The following is a 16,835-nucleotide window of genomic DNA, read 5'->3' as shown; positions in this document are numbered from 1 at the left end:
TGGAAAATGGCGTTAAGCACCAAACTGTTTGATTTTGTGGTAAGGCACATTGCCAATACCGGCAACATTTAATTGCGCTGCGCCGCCATGTTGTGGAATACGCACATTGTTAACAGCACCGGCTAATTCCAACGGAATGAATTCTTCCCCACTGCTACTGACCGCACTGAGTTTGTAGTTGCCAGGTTTAAGGTTGTGCTTGGCCGGATCGATGGTGAAATTGACACTGCCCGCCGCTTGCTGACCCAAACTAATTTGATGCTCCTGCCCCAGACCATCAACCAAGTGAATCACCAACGGTGATGCGGCATGTTCTAATGTCAGCCGCCCATTTTGGATTTGTGTCCCCAACTCAACTTCATCACTTTCCACCATCACCTGCTGCCCCACCATATTGGCGGTCGCCATTGCCTGTACTCTCTCCATCTGCACAGTGTTGCTCTGCAACATCTTGGCCATGTTTTCGGTGGATTGAACCTGTGAAAGCTGCGCCATTTGGCTGACAAACTCAGTGCCATCCATGGGGTTCAGGGGGTCCTGATTCTGAATCTGCGCCACCAATAACTTCATGAACTGGTTATTCAGTTCTTCACCTTTGGGTAACTCACTCTCCGCTATCTGAGAGCTATGACTGTTTTTTGACAACCTGCTGCTTTCATTAATATTCATGATTAGCGCTCTCCGAGCTTTAATACACTTTGCTGCATGCTTTTGACGCTGTTGAGAACTTCAACATTGGTCTCAAAGCTGCGTGATGCCGACATCATGTCAGCCATTTCGGACACCACATTGACTGCCGGATAAAAGACATAACCTTGCGGGTTAGCCAGCGGGTGATTAGGTTCATACCGCTGTACCGCCTCTCCCACTTCAACCACATCTAACACCTGTACTTGCGCCCCAGTAACGCCACGAGGATTAGCCGCACTGCGAGGTGAATAAATCGCAGAAAATATCGGACTGCGCGCTTTGTAAGCCTCTGCCGCCGAGGCCGCAGGTGACTCTGCATTCGCCAGGTTGCTGGCGATGGTATTAAGCCTGATGGTCTGGGCCGTCATGGCCGAACCTGATATCCGATAAATATTGTTAAAAGACATCCCTATTTCCCTTCAATTGCCTGTTTCAGGCCGACCAACTTCATATTGAGGAATGACAAACTGGTTTGATAATCGAGAGCATTTTTTGAAAATTCTGCCTGCTCAACATTCAATGCCACCGTATTGCCATCCTGTGAGGGTTGATAGGGCAACCGGTACTTAACTTGAGGAGAGGCTATCCCGATGCCCCCTTGTTTTGCCCGTTGCATTTCAGCGCCAAAATCAATATCTTTAGCCTGAAAATTTGGCGTATTCACATTGGCCAGATTGGCCGATAGCAGTTCTGCTCTGGTAAGTCGAAGCTGCATCGCCGCAGGGTGAACCCCTAATGCTTTCTGAAAATCAATGCCCACAAAACACGTCCTAATTTGATGTTAAAACACGAGTTTGCACTCACGAACACTCACATTAATGCAAACAACGTGCCAGGTTTATAACATCATGATTAAGTACGATTTTTTATTATTTTCCTTGTTCAATGGGAAGCGCTATTTCCCCTCAATCCGTCCCGTATTCATCCGCATTCCACGGCGGTTATTCCTGCTGTCTGTTAGCCTGATTTCACTGTATGCAGCAGCAGCAAACAGCGCTGACATTCATGCTCGAAAACAGATTTATACACAGGCATTACATGCAGCCAGCGCTGACATTAACCAAACCGCCAAAAATAAAAACTGGCAGGGCTATACGGTAAAAATGAATATTTTTATTCCGTCAGAAGTGAGCCGATATAAGTGGTGTCAGAGTGGTGTAAGAGTGACGGCGCCCGCCAGTGGGCAGCGCGATATCTCGCGTTTGCGTTATGACATCAGCTGTCCTGACGCGACAGGCTGGGAAGTCTCGGTCACGGTAAAACCCGATATTTATCTGCCGGTTTGGGTGGCAAAAAGCACCCTTGAACGCGGTAAATTAGTGGCACCTGCCGATATTGAATTGAAGAAAAAGAATATTTCGACGGCGCAGGGGGGTTATATTACCGACCCCGATGAGATAGTCGGACTAACGGTTAAACGTCGTATTCGTGGGCTGCAAGTCGTGATTCCCTCCCAATTGGAGCAGCCGATATTAGTGACCCGTGGTCAGCAAATATTAATGATTGCCGAGCAAGATGGCATTGAAGCTCGCATGTTAGGCGAGGCGCTGAAAAATGGCCGCAAAGGGGAGCTGATTAAAGTGAAAAATCTCAGCAGCAAGCGCACAGTGACCGCCATAGTTGATGATATCGCCAGAGTCAGAATGCTAGGAATTGCCAGCAGTTAGGGCTAACGGCAGTGAGTTAAGTTTTGACCATACTGTGACGCTTTATCAGGTTGTGGAGGCCTCCTCCACGATAACACGAGATAATCGGTAACTGACTATAGGTGACTTCATATGGAAATTAATGCACAGCGGCGGCAAATGATGATTGCCGCGCCAGCCGCCAAAACAGAAAATGCCTTAATAATTCAAGCTATTGCCCCTGTGCGGGCGATTGCGAGCACCACACAACATGCTGCATCGGCCGGTGAGTTACATGCCAAATTACAAAAAATGCCCGAAGTTGATAGCGAACGCGTCGCCACAGCTAAAGCCGCTATTCAGGCCGATAAAATCACACTGAATACAGCCGATATCGCCAGGGCGATGCTGAACTTCCACAGGAGTTAACGAAACTATGCAGCCGGTGAAAAATAGTCAGCAGCAGAACACTCAGCAGTTATTGGTCGCGATTCAGGAAGATCGCAAACGCTATATTGCCTTGGAAAAGTTATTGGTAAAGCAGCGCGAGTTGATGATAGGCCATGATGCTGAAGCTCTGGAGGCACTCAATCTACAGTTGATGGAACTGTATAATATGATTGATAAATCTGCCACTGAACGCCGGCGGCTAATGCAAGATTTACAATTTCCTGCCCATAAAGAAGGTATGCACCAGCTGCTCTCGAGTTTACCGATACATTACCGCGAACATGCCGGCGCATTATGGGCGGACTTACGTTTACGCGCCGATGCCTGTCGCCAGCAAAACCAGCATAATAGTCTGCTGCTGACCATGCAGATGGATCTGTTGTCTTCATTAACCGAGACTCCGGCAGATTTTTTATATGCAGGTTGAGCCACACGTTTCCCACTCTTTTTCAATGGCTGCTTTTGATTTTTATCATATTGAATTTATGGAATATTCATACCAAAAAACATTCGCTATAGGCTATTATGCTAGGGCGAATGTTTCACATCTTTATTCTTGTGACTGACATTTCAATAAAAAATAAACATAAAAAAGCACTCAAAAATGAGTGCTCAAATTGCGGATAACCTTATCCCGCCCGGTGTCGTTGCCAGCATTGCGCGGCCAGGCCATCAGTGTTTTTTTGTTCACGCCGCCCCCGTTCCATCAAAAACTGCTGCTGTTGCTGTGCTAATACCACCGCCACGATTTTTTCCCGACAAGCTTGTTGCTGCAAATGCGTTTGCAGCTTGCCCACTTCAATATTTGCCAGCACCTGCTCCTGTTTTTGCCAGTCAATAACGCGCTGAATATTGCGCTTATAACTGGCGCTATTATTCATCAAAGCCGCCCCAGCCACGGGCATTAATGCAAAATGGGTTAGCGACGCCAAGGCATTGATATTGTTTTGATAACGCTGGCACAGCTGTTTTTGCTGTGCCAATTGACTGGTGGTCTGATTAAGCGCCCGTTGCCGTAATTGCTGTAGCTGTTGCAGGGTATTCATCAGCTTGTCACTCATGATTGGGCCTCAGGTGTTTGAATATCAGATGGTGGATAGAGCGCGTTCAGATGCGCCAGTGTGGCTGGTAAGAGCGAGGGTTGATCCACTTCTTGGCGCAGGAAGTCGATAATAGCCGGATAATACTGCACTGCCCGATCCGCCATCGGATCGGCTCCGGCGACATAACCGCCCAGCGGGATCAAGGGTTTGATCTCCATATAATCGGCATAGCATTGTTTCAGTAAACGGGCCGATTGCACCTGTTCACGCGGCGAAATCTGGCTCATGCAGCGGCTGATCGACTGGCCGATATCAATGGCGGGGTAGTGACCGGATTCCGCCAATTGACGCGATAATACGATGTGCCCATCTAATACTGCCCTGGCGCAATCGACGATGGGATCTTGTTGATCATCACCTTCTGCCAGCACAGTATAAATAGCGGTCATCGTGCCGCTGCCGTGGCTGTTTCCGGCACTCTCTGCCAACCTTGGAATAATACTGAAAGCAGAGGGCGGGTAGCCTTTGGTCGCCGGAGGCTCCCCCAATGAAAGTGCAATTTCTCGCTGCGCCATGGCATAGCGGGTGAGTGAATCCACCAGCAGTAACACGTCTTTGCCTTTATCACGATAATAGGTGGCAACGGAGTGGCACAGTTCGGTGGCTTTAATGCGCATAAGGGGCGATTCATCTGCCGGTGCGGCTATTACCACCGATTTTGCCATACCGCTGGCCTGTAATGAGTGGTCGATAAACTCCTTCACTTCTCGGCCACGTTCGCCAATCAGCCCGACCACCACCACATCCGCCTGGGTGTAGCGGGTCATCATGCCCAGCAGCATACTTTTACCGACACCACTGCCCGCCATCAACCCTACCCGTTGGCCTTTGCCAATAGTCAGCAAGCCGTTGATGGCTTTGACCCCGACATCCAATGGCGTGCTGACGGACTGGCGCTGAAGCGGGTGAATTTGCGGCAATTGCTGTTGTAGCGGAGTCTCACCACCAAGTGGCCCTTTTCCATCAATCGGCTCACCCAAGCCATTAACCACTCGCCCCAGCCAGCTATCACCAACCATCAGTTCGCCGTCCAGCTCACACGGGAATACCCGCGCACCACTCATCAGGCCATCGGGTTGCTTGAATGGCATCAAGTAAGTGACTTCTCGGTCAAACCCGACCACCTGTGCCTCAATAAAGACGTCTTCAGCACTCTCGACACGGCAACGCTGGCCAATCGCCAGACGGCAACCGACACTCTCCAGCAAAATGCCATTAACCCGTACTAAGCGGCCAGCCACTCTAGCCAGGTTAATGTTATCTATAGATTTCAATGCATTATCAAGTGCCGCTAGCTCACCCATGGTCTTGATCCGGCAGTAGGCTGCTTTTCAATGCTTCGACACACTGATCCAGACGATGCTGGCAACCCACATCAATTTCCGTGGTATCGGTGACCACTCGGCATTCACCGCTGGCCATCTCCGGATCGGCTATTAGCCCCCACTGTTTAACCTTTTCTGGCGCAACATCATTGATGCGGCCCAACTCGGCGGGGTTAAGATAGACTTTCAGTTGCGTGGGAACTGACGGCTGCGCCGCCAGTGCTTCCTCAACTAACGCGAGCAACTGCGCCGGTTGCAGTGCCAATTCACAGCGGATCACCTGACGCGTCACTTTTTCGACTAACTGCACTAGCTCATCGCGACGGCGATTTTCATAACTACCTAAATAATCATGCATTTTTTCGATATAACCGGTAAATGGCTCGATAGCTTCATTAAATCGGTTACTTTCTGATTGTCGCGCTTCTACCCGCCCTTTTTTCAACCCGTCGTCATATCCCAGACGGACACCTTCTTGATATCCCTCCTCTTTCCCCTCAGACAGCCCTTTATTAAAACCCTGACTGACCCCTTCTTGAAAACCCTCCATCAGCTGTTTTTGATAGGCCGCCGGATCAAGTGCCATGGTATCGTCTGGTTGTAAATTCTGGCGGATTTGGCGCAATGGCGGGAACTGATGAACCCGCACTTTCGCCCCGCCAAAGCGCAGGCTATTTTTTATCGACATTGCCTTACTCCATGGTCTGTTCAGCAAACAATTGCACCTGGATTTCTCCCGCTTCGGCCAGCGCACGCACCTGTGCCATTATCTCTTTGCGTACATGTTCTACGCGACTGACCGGCACAGCCCCCATCCGATTGGTAGCATTTTGCAACTGTTGTATCTGGCGCTTTGGCAATACATCATAAATGGCTTGGCGCAGTACCGGTTCAGTGCCTTTCAGCGCTATCGCCCAATCACTCATCGGGATATCATCCATCAAGCGCTGCAAGGTGACCTCACTTTGGCGGCTGAGGATAAAGAATTCATACATCTCATCCTTCAGATCATTGAGCACCTCTTCATCACGTTCTCCCAGTTGCTCCAACAACTGCTGCTGGTTGCCGGGAATGCGGTTTACGATATTCGCCGCTTGTTTGATCCCCAAAACTTTGGAGCCGTGCTCTGACAATACCGCCACGCCGCGCTCAATCAGGCGATCCAGTTCATCCACTACATCGCGGTTGACGTCATCGAGCTTGGCAATCCGGTACAGCACATCGTCCTGCCGCCCTTTATCCAGATAGGCCAAGACCTCGGCGGCGACATCCGGCGGTAGAAAAGCTAAAAATACCGCCTGTAATTGCAGATGTTCCTGCTCAATCAACGCCGCCAGTTGCGGTGTCCCGACCCACTGCAAGCGGGTCATCCGATGGCGGATTTCATCACCATAGATGCCATTAATGACACTCTTGGAGATATCACTGCCCAAGGCTTTACTCAGAATGCCTTGCAGATAACTGCGGGAAGCGCCGTTGATCCCGCTTTGTTCACGGTAATCGACAAAGAAATCATCCAATGCCTGCCGCGCATGGTTCAATTTGACACCATGCAAGCGAGACATAGTTTGGCTGATACACACCACTTCCTCGCGCGTCAGTTTTTGCATCACCATCGCCGCAGCTTCCTCACCCACACTCAGTAGCAAAATCCCTGCCTGCTCTAAACGGCTGCGTACCGGGGCAGAAGCAGTTGCGCCATCACGCACCACCGCATCATCATTCTGATTGAGGTTTGATTCGTTCATTATTATTAATCCATTGTTTAATGACTTCGGCGACACGTTCAGTTTCTAACTGAGCCAGTTGTTGCAAGTGACCGATTTTTATATCCAGGCCAGAGCCTTGCGGTGGCAGGTTGTCATCTTCTTTGAAGGAAGAGGCTGGTAACATCGCTTCTGTTGCGGTGCCTTTTTCACCCGCAGTCTTTGCCGCATTCAGGCTGTCAATGTTTTCGGACATCGCTGAAGTAGCCTGCTTATCATCCTGACGTGATAACCGCGCTATCAATGGCCGCACACCGAATAGCAAGAACAACAGCGACAATAAGCCAATACCCACGATCTCCGCCCAACGGAAAGTTGTCGCATCTTGCCACCACGGAATGACAGACTCTTCCATCACTGTCGGCGCAGTAAAGGCCAGCATATTCAGAGTCAGAGAATCACCCCGTTTCACGTCGATACCGGCAGCATCTTCAATTAAACGCTTCAATTCATTCAGTTGTTCTGGTGTCCATTTCTCCAGTGCCGGAGCCGATTTATTCAAAATGACCGCCACTGTCATTTTTTCCAGCTTAAAACCCGGATGGCGCACATGGCGGATATCGCGGTCGTAGGCATACTTACGTTGCGCCTGACTGCGGCTCATCATTGCAGGTGCATTGGTGTTGTTCGGCTGAGCGGAGGGCTGATTGCTTAACGACCCCGGAATCCCCATCGCCATGTCTTCGTTGCCGTTCTCCTGCTGAATATTCTCATCACTGACACGCGGCTCTGCGCCATAACGTTCCAGCGTTTCTTCAACACGGCTCAGATCAAGTTGGGTTGCAACACTGATGCGGTAGTTATTGATACCGACCACGGAGCTAAGTAGATTGGCGATACTCTTCTCGGTCGTGCTCTGTAAATAATGGGCTAATTCGGCACCACTTTTCACATTTGTCATTCCCTTGTCGTTAGCCTGATAGGCTTCTGACAACAGCTCACCGTGCTGATCGACCACCCGCACATTAGCCGCTTTCATGCCGGGAATGCTGCCAGCCACCAACTGGACAATGGCCCCCACCTGTTCCGCTTTCAGCGTTTGACCATATTTTAGGCGTAAGATGACCGATGCACTGCTCTCTGAGCGATTGCTGATGGCAAAAGAACTGGCCTCACTCATTCCTAAGTGAACCCGGGCATAATCCACGGCGGTTAGCGCCATGATGCTTTGCGCCAGTTCCCCCTCCAGACTGCGTTTGTAGCGCACATTCTGAATAAACTGGCTACTGCCGAGCATGGTTTCCTGATCCATCAGCTCATAACCTGTCGGCAATGTGGCAGTAATACCTTTAGCTGCCAGCAGAATACGGGCTTTGCCGAGTTGGTTTTCCGCGACTAATATTTGGCCATTATCTGGATTAATACGATAGGCAATCGCCTCGCTGTCCAGCACTTCAACCACTTGCGTCACCGGAATATGCTCCTGTGAACCAAACAAGGCGGTATAGCCCTGCGAGCTGCGCCAAAGGCTGAAAATAATCGCACCGGTGACCAAAATAGCCACCGCGCCCATGAGAATACTTTTTTGATTTTTACCCAACCTGATGGCGGGCAATTGTTGCTTAATTTTATCTAACACCGATTTACCCTACAGCGCAGTATTCATGACTTCGTCGAGTGCAGTGGTAAGCTTATTACGCACCTGCACCATCGCTGAGAAAGCCACACTGGCTTTCTGACTTGCTAGCATCGTGCCGGTTAAATCATCACTGACGCCCATATCCATTGCGGTCTGTTTATCGCTTGCCACATGTTGTAAGTTATCCACGCTATTAATCGCGCCTTTAAGCACCCGGGAAAATGAAGGGGAATTCACCTCGTTAACCTGAGCGAACAAACTACTGCCCGCGGGTTGTGGTAATGCAGTGCCAAACTCAACACTATTGCTGGCTATAGCCGCCATCTGTTGCATTTCCGCTATCATCGGCAATTGCATATTTGGCATAGTGATAGCTCCAACTTTATCCATCGTTCTTCCTCTTATGAGTAACACTCAATATCGATACCGTCTTCGCGCATATTGGCCAACCGATAGCGCAAGGCGCGCGGTGTAATACCTAAAAATGCGGCCGTTTTAGATTTATTTCCCTGGTGTCTTTGCAATAAATCCGCGATATATTGGTATTGAGCCAAACGTCCGCGTAATTTAATGTTACTTTCGCCATGATTGGATTGAATATTTTCAGTAGAGAATACCGGCTTATTTTCTGCCAATTTATCTCCCGCCAATTGTCCCTCTGATACGGACAGATTTCTTGTTGCAGGCAGACCTAAGTGTGAAATGTCGATTAATCCATCATTGCTCATAATAATTCCGCGTTGGATAACATTCTCCAACTCGCGAACATTACCTGGCCAGTAATACGTCTTTAACTCATACTGAGCTTGTGGGGTAATATTGATTTTCACATCTAGAAAATTACGATATTTATTAAAAAATGCACTTACCAACGGCATAATATCTTCAGGTCTTTCGCGCAGCGGTGAGATATGAATAGGTACTACTGATAAACGGTAATAGAGATCTTGACGAAAGCGTCCTTCTGCAATCTCAACACTCAAATCTTTATTGGTAGAGGCAATAATACGAATATCTAGCGGAATACGTTTATGGCTACCTAAACGCTCAACTTCCTGTTCTTGCAACACGCGCAATAACTTAACTTGCAAGGCTAATGGCATGTCGCCAATTTCATCCAATAATAAAGTACCGCCATTGGCTTGTTCAAATTTACCGGCAACACTGGCAACAGCCCCAGTAAATGCACCTTTTTCATAACCGAATAATATAGCTTCCAGCATACTCTCGGGGATAGCGGCACAATTTACTGCAACATAGGGCGCGTTCTCACCCATCGCTTTATGATGGATATATTTTGCCACACACTCTTTACCTGTTCCGGTCTCTCCAGTGATTAATACTGGCACATTGAATTCTGCCACCCGACGTGCAAGAGAGAATACGCTCACACTGGAGGGGGCATTAGCAACAAAACCATGTTCATTTTTAGATAACACATCCATAGCCATATTCATCATAATGTATCCACTCTCCAGCAAAGCCAACAAATCACATTCAACAGTTAATAACACGACACATAAAAAGGCATTATTAAATCTCAAGAAAATAAAATATTAGATCCTTTCATTGTTATTCAATCATTAGAAGTCCAGACAAAAATCCTGCTGGGTAATGACTATATATTTACTATTGAAAATAAAGGAATTAAATAAAAATTAAAAAAATTAAACCTTTAAAATCATTGTGTTACTGAAAAACAATTAATTCAAAAATAAAAAAGAAATAAATTAATAAAGAAATTACTATTGTATTGATTTTCAATAGAAGGTTTAATTAACATCCTAACGAAAACATAAGTAACTCACTCATCCCTATAACCACTGACGAGATCGTGAGAAATTATTCGGACTATGATTTTGGATAAAGCATGAAGCCAAATAAAGCTAAAGCGAGAGTTCACAACAGGGACTCGCTACCGGAAATAATGACTCTGGACATTAATAAACTTGGGCGTCCTTATCATAAAATACCCAAAATCGTGGGTGGCTACTTTGCGGTAATTGAAAAGCAAATCAGCCTCTATTTTTTAAGAAAATATCGAATCAATATCACGTTAAAGGATATTAAGTTCAAAACAGATTGTCATTACAAGAATGCTCAAACACTCAGTAGCCAGATAGGGAATATTGCCTTTGATATCGACCGCACTCTACTGCTTAATATTCTTAATGACTACTATGGTTTAACTAAAGAAAAGAACATAGTTTCCATTGTGGATAACACACCGAAAACCCAGACAGAAGATAGACTAAAAAACAAACTAAGCATAGAAATAGCTGATTTGATTCTTAATCAGCCAGTATTCGGTGAGCCATTGGTGATCAAAAACAATAATTCCACACCTATTGTTAATTGGTCCTATCATATGGATTTTTTGTTAAAGGATTATGAGAATATCGGTTTTACACTACTTATTGACACCCCTCATGTCGACAGGCTGCTTAATACATTACACACCGGAATCAAAGAAGAAAAGAAAACTCAGACATTGTCATCAACACAATTTAATCAATTGGTAAGCCAATTACCTATTCAGCTTACCAGCCAGTTAAGCTGTAGTGAACTCACATTATTTGACCTAATGGCAATAAAAGAGGGCGATATTATCCCTGCTTCTCTACCTGAAAGGTTCCCAGTATTTATTGGCAAGAAACCCTTATTTAGTGCTGTGGTTACTGAGAGTCGCGGCAAACTATTTTTATCTGAATTTAATGAAAAAACTAATGAGATGAACCATGACTGACCAATTAATTGAACTCGACAATGATCTGGATTTTAATTTCTCAACACCAGAGAATGAGGCTAGCGTACCACTTTCTGCCCCTACGGCTACAGTGCCCGCCGTGGATAACAGCCAGTATGAACAGCAACGCAAAATATCGCTGTTCAGCCGTATTCCTGTCACATTAACACTGGAAGTCGCCTCGGTGGATATTCCACTTTCTGAATTGATGTCAGTGAATAATGATTCAGTTATTGAGTTGGATAAACTGGCCGGCGAGCCACTAGATATTAAAATCAATGGCATCATGTTCGGTCAGGCTGAAGTCGTGGTGGTCAATGAGAAATATGGCCTGCGTATTATCAGCTTCAATAGCCAAAGCCTGGGTGAACTCGCTTTATGACCTTGAGCCGCCTGCCAACTATGACAGCTAAAATCATCAGCAGTGGCCTGGTTATTAGCGGATTATTGTATTCCCCTCTTCTCCTCGCGCAGGAGGGGGGGATAACCCTGTTTAGCACGGCACAAACTGCTGCCGGTCAGGATTACAACGTCAAGATTGAAATCCTGATTCTGATGACGCTGCTTGGCCTATTACCCATCATGATGCTGATGATGACCTGCTTTACCCGCTTTATTATCGTGCTGGCAATATTACGCCAGGCGCTGGGATTGCAGCAAAGCCCCCCCAATAAAGTGCTGACCGGTATTGCGCTAGCGCTAACCTTGCTGGTGATGCGCCCGGTATGGACTAAAGTCCATCAAGACGCCGTCATTCCCTTTCAGAATGATGAAATCACCTTACCGCAAGCGCTGGCCCGTGCGGAAATCCCCCTCAAGAATTATATGCTGGCACAAACCAGCAGTAAGTCGCTGGATCAGATGATGGATATTGCTCAGGTCAGTGGCGAGCCGCAACAGCAAGATCTTACCGTCGTGACTCCCGCTTATCTGCTGAGTGAATTGAAAACTGCTTTCCAGATTGGCTTTATGATTTACATACCTTTTCTGGTCATCGACCTGATTGTCGCCAGTATTTTGATGGCGATGGGGATGATGATGCTGTCACCGCTCATCGTTTCGCTACCCTTTAAATTAATGCTGTTTGTGTTGTGCGATGGCTGGACATTAATTGTCGGGACGCTGACTGCCAGCGTGCAGGGGTTATAGCATGATGACCACTGATATTGCAGGAGATATTATTGCCGCAGGATTGCATCTGGTATTGATCATTTCGGTGGTTGCCATTATTCCCAGCTTATTAACCGGGCTATTGGTCAGTATCTTTCAAGCCACTACACAGATTAATGAGCAAACCCTCAGTTTCCTACCGCGCTTGGTGATGACCATGCTGGTATTGATCTTTGCCGGTAAATGGATGATGACCAAACTGAGTGACTTCACCATTGCTATTTTCCAGCAAGCCGCACAGTTGGTTGGGTAACAGGCAATGGGAATAGATATTCAAACACTCACCACGCCGGTATTCGCACTTTGGCTGCCCTTTGTGCGTATTTTAGCATTTTTTCATTTTTGTCCGGTTCTCCAGCATCGCGCTTTTCCCCGTAAAGCGAAGATTGGCACCTCGCTGCTGCTGGCGGTTTTAATCACCCCCATGCTCAGCCAGCCGGTGATCTTGGGTGAGTTATTATCGATGAATTCATTGCTGCTGACTGGCGAACAAATCCTGTGGGGCTGGTTATTTGGCTCCATGCTGCAACTGGCTTTTGCCGCCCTACAGGCCGCTGGCCAGATTTTATCAATGAATATGGGTTTAGGCATGGCGGTGATGAATGACCCAACCAGTGGTGCTTCAACGACCGTTATTTCACAAATTATTTTTGTCTTTAGCACACTTATCTTTTTTACCATGAATGGGCACTTGTTACTGGTCACTATCCTGTATAAAAGTTTTATCAGTTGGCCGATGGGCGAAGCTATCAATGATTTCTCCTTACGATCACTGGCATTAAGCTTAGGTTGGATCATGTCATCCGCCACACTGCTGGCACTGCCAACCACCTTTATCATGCTGATTGTGCAAGGTTCTTTCGGTTTGTTGAACCGCATTTCTCCGACCTTGAATCTTTTCTCTCTTGGGTTTCCAATAGGTATGTTGTTCGGCCTGTTGTGCCTACTGCTACTGGCCATCAATGTGCCGGATCATTATCTCAATTTGACTAACGAGATCCTGACGCAGCTCGAACGGATGAAGGTGTACTGATGTCATCCAGCAGCGGAGAGAAAAGTGAAAAACCCACCAGCGGTAAACTGACCAAAGCGAGAAAGAAAGGGGATATTCCGCGCTCCAAAGATGTCACTATGGCGGCCGGATTAGTGACATCATTAGTCACCCTGACGCTATTTTTACCCTATTACAAAGAGTTGATTCGTGAGTCATTTTTAGCTGTTGGCCGTACAGCGGGCAGAATAGATGACCCCACAGCACTGGAACAATTACTGCTGACCAACCTGTTTATCTTTTTCAAGTTCTTGCTTACGCTAGCCCCGATTCCACTGGTCAGTATATTGGCAACCTTAGTTCCTGGCGGTTGGAATTTCACACCGGTAAAATTAATCCCTGACTTTAAAAAACTCAGTCCATTGGCAGGAATTAAAAAGATATTTTCCGCCAGTAATGGTACCGAAGTCTTGAAGATGCTCGGTAAGTGCAGCATCGTGCTTTATACCTTATACCTGATGGTCAATAACTCGCTGGCCGATTTATTGCGTTTACAGGCATTGCCGCTACAGGAAGCGATCACTGAAGGATTTATTTTATATCACGGAATTTTGGTTTATTTCATCGCCATTATTGTGATTTTTGCCGCGATCGATATTCCACTTAGCAAATATCTTTTCACCAAGAAAATGAAAATGACTAAGCAGGAGGTGAAATTAGAACACAAAAGTAATGATGGTAATCCAGAAATTAAAAATAGAGTTCGCCAATTACAACGGCAGTTTGCCATGGGGCAAATTAATAAAACCGTCCCAAATGCTGATGTTATTATTACTAACCCAACACATTTTTCAGTAGCATTAAAATACGCCCCAGAGAAAGCCAGCGCACCTTATATTATCGCAAAAGGGAAGGATGATATTGCATTATACATTCGGACTGTGGCTAAGAATAATGATATTGAAATTGTTGAATTCCCTCCTTTAGCTCGTGCTATTTACCATACCACCAAGGTCAATCAACAGGTTCCAGCCCAGTTGTATCGCGCCATCGCTCAGGTATTGACCTATGTAATGCAGGTCAAGTCTTGGCGATCTGGTCTGGCTAATAAACCGGTATTAAATACTTACCTTGGTATTCCCAAAGAGATGCAGAAATTCCATGATGAAAAATAAGTTTAGTTATCTTGCTCATATAGTAAGAGATATGCATGTTACTGTTCCAATATTAATCCTTTGCATGTTGGCAATGGTCATTTTGCCGCTATCACCTATTGTATTGGATATTTTATTTACCTTTAACATTGTGTTATCTGTATTAGTTTTATTGGTCAGCGTAAACAGTAAACGTCCACTTGATTTTGCAATATTTCCGACTGTATTACTGATTGCCACCTTAATGCGCTTAACATTAAATGTGGCGTCAACACGAGTGGTGTTACTCAATGGTCATGAAGGTGTTGGTGCTGCCGGTAAAGTGATTGAAGCTTTTGGCCAAGTGGTCATTGGTGGTAACTTTGTTGTTGGTTTCGTGGTGTTTATCATCCTAATGATCATCAACTTTGTCGTCGTGACGAAAGGTGCCGAGCGAATTTCTGAGGTTTCCGCCCGCTTTACATTAGATGCACTACCGGGCAAGCAGATGGCTATTGATGCCGACCTTAACGCCGGATTAATCAATCAGGAACAAGCCCGCCTACGCCGTAAAGAAGTTGCCAGCGAAGCCGACTTCTACGGGGCAATGGATGGCGCATCCAAGTTTGTTCGTGGTGATGCTATCGCCGGTATTATGATTCTGGTGATCAATGTGATCGGCGGCATTTGTATCGGAATTTTTAAATACGACCTCAGTGCCAGCCAGTCATTCCAGCAATATGTATTACTGACCATTGGTGATGGTTTGGTCGCGCAAATTCCTTCACTGTTATTAGCCACTGCCGCGGCAATTATTGTCACCCGGGTGAGTGATGGCGGTGATATGACTGATGAAATTAAAGATCAGTTATTAGCAAAACCGACCATTTTATATGCTGCGGCATTTGTGATGTTCATTCTCGCCATTGTGCCGGGGATGCCCCATCTTGCCTTTCTCAGCTTCACCGGATTACTCCTGTTCGCCGCTTGGCAGCAAAGTAAAAAAATACAGCAAGCGAATATTGAACCCGATCTTACAACCCTCAACCAAGCAATTTCAGAAGATAACTCACTCAATATTAATTGGGATAATATACCCGTCGTAGAACCTATCGGCCTGAATCTTGGTTATAAATTAGTGACACTGGTTGACGAAGCGAAAGATCGGCCATTAATCCAGCGGCTGCGTGGTGTGCGCCAAATTATCTCGGAAACCTGCGGAATCATATTGCCCGAAGTTAAAGTGCGGGAGAATTTTCGTTTAAAGCCCTCTCAGTACACTATTAATGTTAATGGCGTCAAAGTCGCGGGCGGTGAAATTTATATTGATAAGCTAATGGCAATTCCAACTACGGAACAATACGGGGAAGTCGATGGTGTTTTGTCGATAGATCCCACTTATGGCCTGGCGGTGGTGTGGATAGAGCCACAAAATAAGGCGAATGCCTTAAACTTTGGCTATCAAATAGTCGATTGTGCCAGTGTGGTAGCAACTCATGTCAATAAAGTGGCACGGGAACACCTGCCAGTGTTATTTAATTACGACGATATAACACAATTACACCAACGGCTGGAGTCATTGTCACCTCGACTAGCGGAAGATTTTGCTGCGGCATTTAATTTTAGTGAGTTATTAAAAGTCTATCGGCAATTATTAATCGAAAATGTCTCCCTTAAAGATATTGTGACCATCGCAACCACATTATTAGACAGTGCCAATGTGACGAAAGACTCACTTTTATTGACCTCCGATGTGCGGTACGCGTTGCGCACCGGGATCGTCAATAGCATCAATGGCGATGATAAAAACCTGTCGGTTTATACCATTAATAATGCATTGGAGAATATGTTGCTTGGCTCACTCAATCAGGCACAGCAAGCAGGAAAGATCGTCTTGGATAATTTCCCTGTCGACCCAAATATTCTGACCCAGCTACAACAGAATATGCCTATCATTAAAGAACAAATGAAAGCGGAGAATCACCAACCTATTTTATTGGTCACTCCGCAATTACGCCCCTTGATTGCACGCTATGCACGATTATTCTGCAATGGGCTTAACGTATTGTCTTATAACGAAATACCTGATGATATGTCATTGAACGTGATTGGGACGTTAGAATAAAAATATTGTTAATTATCATTATAAAAATGGCCAGGGTGTCGACACTCATTGCTCGACACCCTGGCCATTTTTTATATACTTAAAATTCCTGTCGCGAATCATAGGCCCTGACTCAATTAATTGAGTCGGAAT

General features: G+C 46.2%; 20 protein-coding genes. 10 read left to right on the top strand and 10 right to left on the bottom strand.

The annotated features are described in order from the left end of the window. Window positions 1-12: 12 nt before the first annotated feature. From flgD to OVO64_RS14185, 3 genes are read right to left on the bottom strand one after another with little or no spacing between them, the layout of a single operon-like run. Window positions 13-669, bottom strand: coding sequence for a flagellar hook assembly protein FlgD (gene flgD, locus OVO64_RS14195; protein WP_145510083.1), 657 nt, complete (start codon window positions 667-669; stop codon window positions 13-15). Between the two features lie 2 nt (window positions 670-671). Beyond that, window positions 672-1,097, bottom strand: coding sequence for a flagellar basal body rod protein FlgC (flgC, locus tag OVO64_RS14190; protein ID WP_038639147.1), 426 nt, complete (start codon window positions 1,095-1,097; stop codon window positions 672-674). Window positions 1,098-1,099: 2 nt separating this feature from the next. Further along, window positions 1,100-1,450: a flagellar basal body protein gene (locus tag OVO64_RS14185; protein WP_038639144.1), complete on the bottom strand. Its 351-nt coding sequence runs from the start codon at window positions 1,448-1,450 to the stop codon at window positions 1,100-1,102. A gap of 88 nt (window positions 1,451-1,538) precedes the next feature. Between OVO64_RS14185 and flgA the strand changes: the two genes are divergently transcribed. The 3 genes from flgA to flgN all read left to right on the top strand — a co-directional run bounded on the left by flgA (window position 1,539) and on the right by flgN (window position 3,192). Further along, a complete protein-coding gene (gene flgA / locus OVO64_RS14180; RefSeq protein WP_120011480.1) occupies window positions 1,539-2,357 on the top strand; it encodes a flagellar basal body P-ring formation chaperone FlgA in 819 nt (272 codons plus the stop codon). A 111-nt stretch (window positions 2,358-2,468) separates the two neighbouring features. Beyond that, window positions 2,469-2,744 (top strand): flagellar biosynthesis anti-sigma factor FlgM, encoded by a 276-nt coding sequence (locus OVO64_RS14175; RefSeq protein WP_038639138.1) that lies wholly within the window; start codon window positions 2,469-2,471, stop codon window positions 2,742-2,744. Window positions 2,745-2,751: 7 nt separating this feature from the next. Then, a complete protein-coding gene (flgN, locus tag OVO64_RS14170) occupies window positions 2,752-3,192 on the top strand; it encodes a flagellar export chaperone FlgN (RefSeq protein ID WP_038639136.1) in 441 nt (146 codons plus the stop codon). A gap of 202 nt (window positions 3,193-3,394) precedes the next feature. Here the strand turns inward: flgN and fliJ are convergent, their stop codons facing one another. The 7 genes from fliJ to OVO64_RS14135 are packed head-to-tail and all read right to left on the bottom strand — an operon-like array spanning window position 3,395 to window position 9,998. Next, window positions 3,395-3,826, bottom strand: coding sequence for a flagellar export protein FliJ (gene fliJ, locus OVO64_RS14165; RefSeq protein WP_038639133.1), 432 nt, complete (start codon window positions 3,824-3,826; stop codon window positions 3,395-3,397). Then, window positions 3,823-5,172 carry a flagellar protein export ATPase FliI gene (gene fliI, locus OVO64_RS14160; protein WP_038639131.1) on the bottom strand — a complete coding sequence of 450 codons (1,350 nt, stop codon included), beginning with the start codon at window positions 5,170-5,172 and terminating at the stop codon, window positions 3,823-3,825. The genes fliJ and fliI overlap by 4 nt, the downstream gene beginning before the upstream one ends. Next, window positions 5,165-5,881 (bottom strand): flagellar assembly protein FliH, encoded by a 717-nt coding sequence (fliH, locus tag OVO64_RS14155; protein WP_038639128.1) that lies wholly within the window; start codon window positions 5,879-5,881, stop codon window positions 5,165-5,167. Before fliH ends, fliI begins: the two co-directional genes overlap by 8 nt. 4 nt (window positions 5,882-5,885) lie before the next feature. Next, entirely contained in the window at window positions 5,886-6,941 is a 1,056-nt protein-coding gene (locus OVO64_RS14150) for a flagellar motor switch protein FliG (RefSeq protein ID WP_038639125.1), read from the bottom strand. Continuing rightward, a complete protein-coding gene (fliF, locus tag OVO64_RS14145; RefSeq protein WP_038639123.1) occupies window positions 6,913-8,538 on the bottom strand; it encodes a flagellar basal-body MS-ring/collar protein FliF in 1,626 nt (541 codons plus the stop codon). The genes OVO64_RS14150 and fliF overlap by 29 nt, the downstream gene beginning before the upstream one ends. 9 nt (window positions 8,539-8,547) lie before the next feature. After that, window positions 8,548-8,928, bottom strand: coding sequence for a flagellar hook-basal body complex protein FliE (gene fliE, locus OVO64_RS14140; RefSeq protein WP_038639120.1), 381 nt, complete (start codon window positions 8,926-8,928; stop codon window positions 8,548-8,550). A gap of 11 nt (window positions 8,929-8,939) precedes the next feature. Further along, window positions 8,940-9,998: a sigma-54 interaction domain-containing protein gene (locus tag OVO64_RS14135; RefSeq protein WP_038639117.1), complete on the bottom strand. Its 1,059-nt coding sequence runs from the start codon at window positions 9,996-9,998 to the stop codon at window positions 8,940-8,942. 410 nt (window positions 9,999-10,408) lie between these two features. Here OVO64_RS14135 and OVO64_RS14130 point away from each other — a divergent pair, with 410 nt between their 5' ends. From OVO64_RS14130 to OVO64_RS14100, 7 genes are read left to right on the top strand one after another with little or no spacing between them, the layout of a single operon-like run. Then, window positions 10,409-11,284, top strand: a complete 876-nt coding sequence (locus OVO64_RS14130; RefSeq protein ID WP_050291943.1) for a FliM/FliN family flagellar motor switch protein — start codon at window positions 10,409-10,411, stop codon at window positions 11,282-11,284. Continuing rightward, window positions 11,277-11,666 carry a flagellar motor switch protein FliN gene (gene fliN / locus OVO64_RS14125; RefSeq protein ID WP_038639111.1) on the top strand — a complete coding sequence of 130 codons (390 nt, stop codon included), beginning with the start codon at window positions 11,277-11,279 and terminating at the stop codon, window positions 11,664-11,666. Before OVO64_RS14130 ends, fliN begins: the two co-directional genes overlap by 8 nt. A 20-nt stretch (window positions 11,667-11,686) precedes the next feature. Then, window positions 11,687-12,433 carry a flagellar type III secretion system pore protein FliP gene (fliP, locus tag OVO64_RS14120; RefSeq protein WP_038640064.1) on the top strand — a complete coding sequence of 249 codons (747 nt, stop codon included), beginning with the start codon at window positions 11,687-11,689 and terminating at the stop codon, window positions 12,431-12,433. A 1-nt stretch (window position 12,434) separates the two neighbouring features. Next, window positions 12,435-12,707, top strand: coding sequence for a flagellar biosynthesis protein FliQ (fliQ, locus tag OVO64_RS14115; protein ID WP_013650415.1), 273 nt, complete (start codon window positions 12,435-12,437; stop codon window positions 12,705-12,707). A 6-nt stretch (window positions 12,708-12,713) separates the two neighbouring features. Further along, window positions 12,714-13,487 (top strand): flagellar biosynthetic protein FliR, encoded by a 774-nt coding sequence (gene fliR, locus OVO64_RS14110; RefSeq protein ID WP_038639106.1) that lies wholly within the window; start codon window positions 12,714-12,716, stop codon window positions 13,485-13,487. Further along, entirely contained in the window at window positions 13,487-14,620 is a 1,134-nt protein-coding gene (gene flhB, locus OVO64_RS14105) for a flagellar type III secretion system protein FlhB (RefSeq protein WP_038639098.1), read from the top strand. The genes fliR and flhB overlap by 1 nt, the downstream gene beginning before the upstream one ends. Then, window positions 14,607-16,703, top strand: a complete 2,097-nt coding sequence (locus OVO64_RS14100; protein WP_038639095.1) for a flagellar biosynthesis protein FlhA — start codon at window positions 14,607-14,609, stop codon at window positions 16,701-16,703. Before flhB ends, OVO64_RS14100 begins: the two co-directional genes overlap by 14 nt. Window positions 16,704-16,835 lie beyond the last annotated feature (132 nt).

Source organism: Yersinia sp. Marseille-Q5920, assembly GCF_946902935.1.
GTDB lineage: Bacteria > Pseudomonadota > Gammaproteobacteria > Enterobacterales > Enterobacteriaceae > Yersinia > Yersinia rochesterensis.
The sequence above is the reverse complement of the archived record's forward strand: the minus strand, read 5'-3'. Positions and strand labels throughout refer to the sequence as shown.

Bases quoted from the DNA above. Each gene is read 5' to 3' on its own strand.
- fliI (WP_038639131.1), bottom strand. From the start codon at position 5,172: ATGGGTGAGCTAGCGGCACTTGATAATGCATTGAAATCTATAGATAAC.
- fliE (WP_038639120.1), bottom strand. From the start codon at position 8,928: ATGGATAAAGTTGGAGCTATCACTATGCCAAATATGCAATTGCCGATG.
- OVO64_RS14100 (WP_038639095.1), top strand. From the start codon at position 14,607: ATGATGAAAAATAAGTTTAGTTATCTTGCTCATATAGTAAGAGATATG.
- flgC (WP_038639147.1), bottom strand. From the start codon at position 1,097: ATGTCTTTTAACAATATTTATCGGATATCAGGTTCGGCCATGACGGCC.
- fliN (WP_038639111.1), top strand. From the start codon at position 11,277: ATGACTGACCAATTAATTGAACTCGACAATGATCTGGATTTTAATTTC.
- OVO64_RS14130 (WP_050291943.1), top strand. From the start codon at position 10,409: ATGAAGCCAAATAAAGCTAAAGCGAGAGTTCACAACAGGGACTCGCTA.
- OVO64_RS14150 (WP_038639125.1), bottom strand. From the start codon at position 6,941: ATGAACGAATCAAACCTCAATCAGAATGATGATGCGGTGGTGCGTGAT.
- flhB (WP_038639098.1), top strand. From the start codon at position 13,487: ATGTCATCCAGCAGCGGAGAGAAAAGTGAAAAACCCACCAGCGGTAAA.
- flgA (WP_120011480.1), top strand. From the start codon at position 1,539: ATGATTAAGTACGATTTTTTATTATTTTCCTTGTTCAATGGGAAGCGC.
- fliR (WP_038639106.1), top strand. From the start codon at position 12,714: ATGGGAATAGATATTCAAACACTCACCACGCCGGTATTCGCACTTTGG.
- fliH (WP_038639128.1), bottom strand. From the start codon at position 5,881: ATGTCGATAAAAAATAGCCTGCGCTTTGGCGGGGCGAAAGTGCGGGTT.
- flgN (WP_038639136.1), top strand. From the start codon at position 2,752: ATGCAGCCGGTGAAAAATAGTCAGCAGCAGAACACTCAGCAGTTATTG.
- fliQ (WP_013650415.1), top strand. From the start codon at position 12,435: ATGATGACCACTGATATTGCAGGAGATATTATTGCCGCAGGATTGCAT.
- OVO64_RS14175 (WP_038639138.1), top strand. From the start codon at position 2,469: ATGGAAATTAATGCACAGCGGCGGCAAATGATGATTGCCGCGCCAGCC.
- flgD (WP_145510083.1), bottom strand. From the start codon at position 669: ATGAATATTAATGAAAGCAGCAGGTTGTCAAAAAACAGTCATAGCTCT.
- OVO64_RS14135 (WP_038639117.1), bottom strand. From the start codon at position 9,998: ATGATGAATATGGCTATGGATGTGTTATCTAAAAATGAACATGGTTTT.
- fliJ (WP_038639133.1), bottom strand. From the start codon at position 3,826: ATGAGTGACAAGCTGATGAATACCCTGCAACAGCTACAGCAATTACGG.
- fliP (WP_038640064.1), top strand. From the start codon at position 11,687: ATGACAGCTAAAATCATCAGCAGTGGCCTGGTTATTAGCGGATTATTG.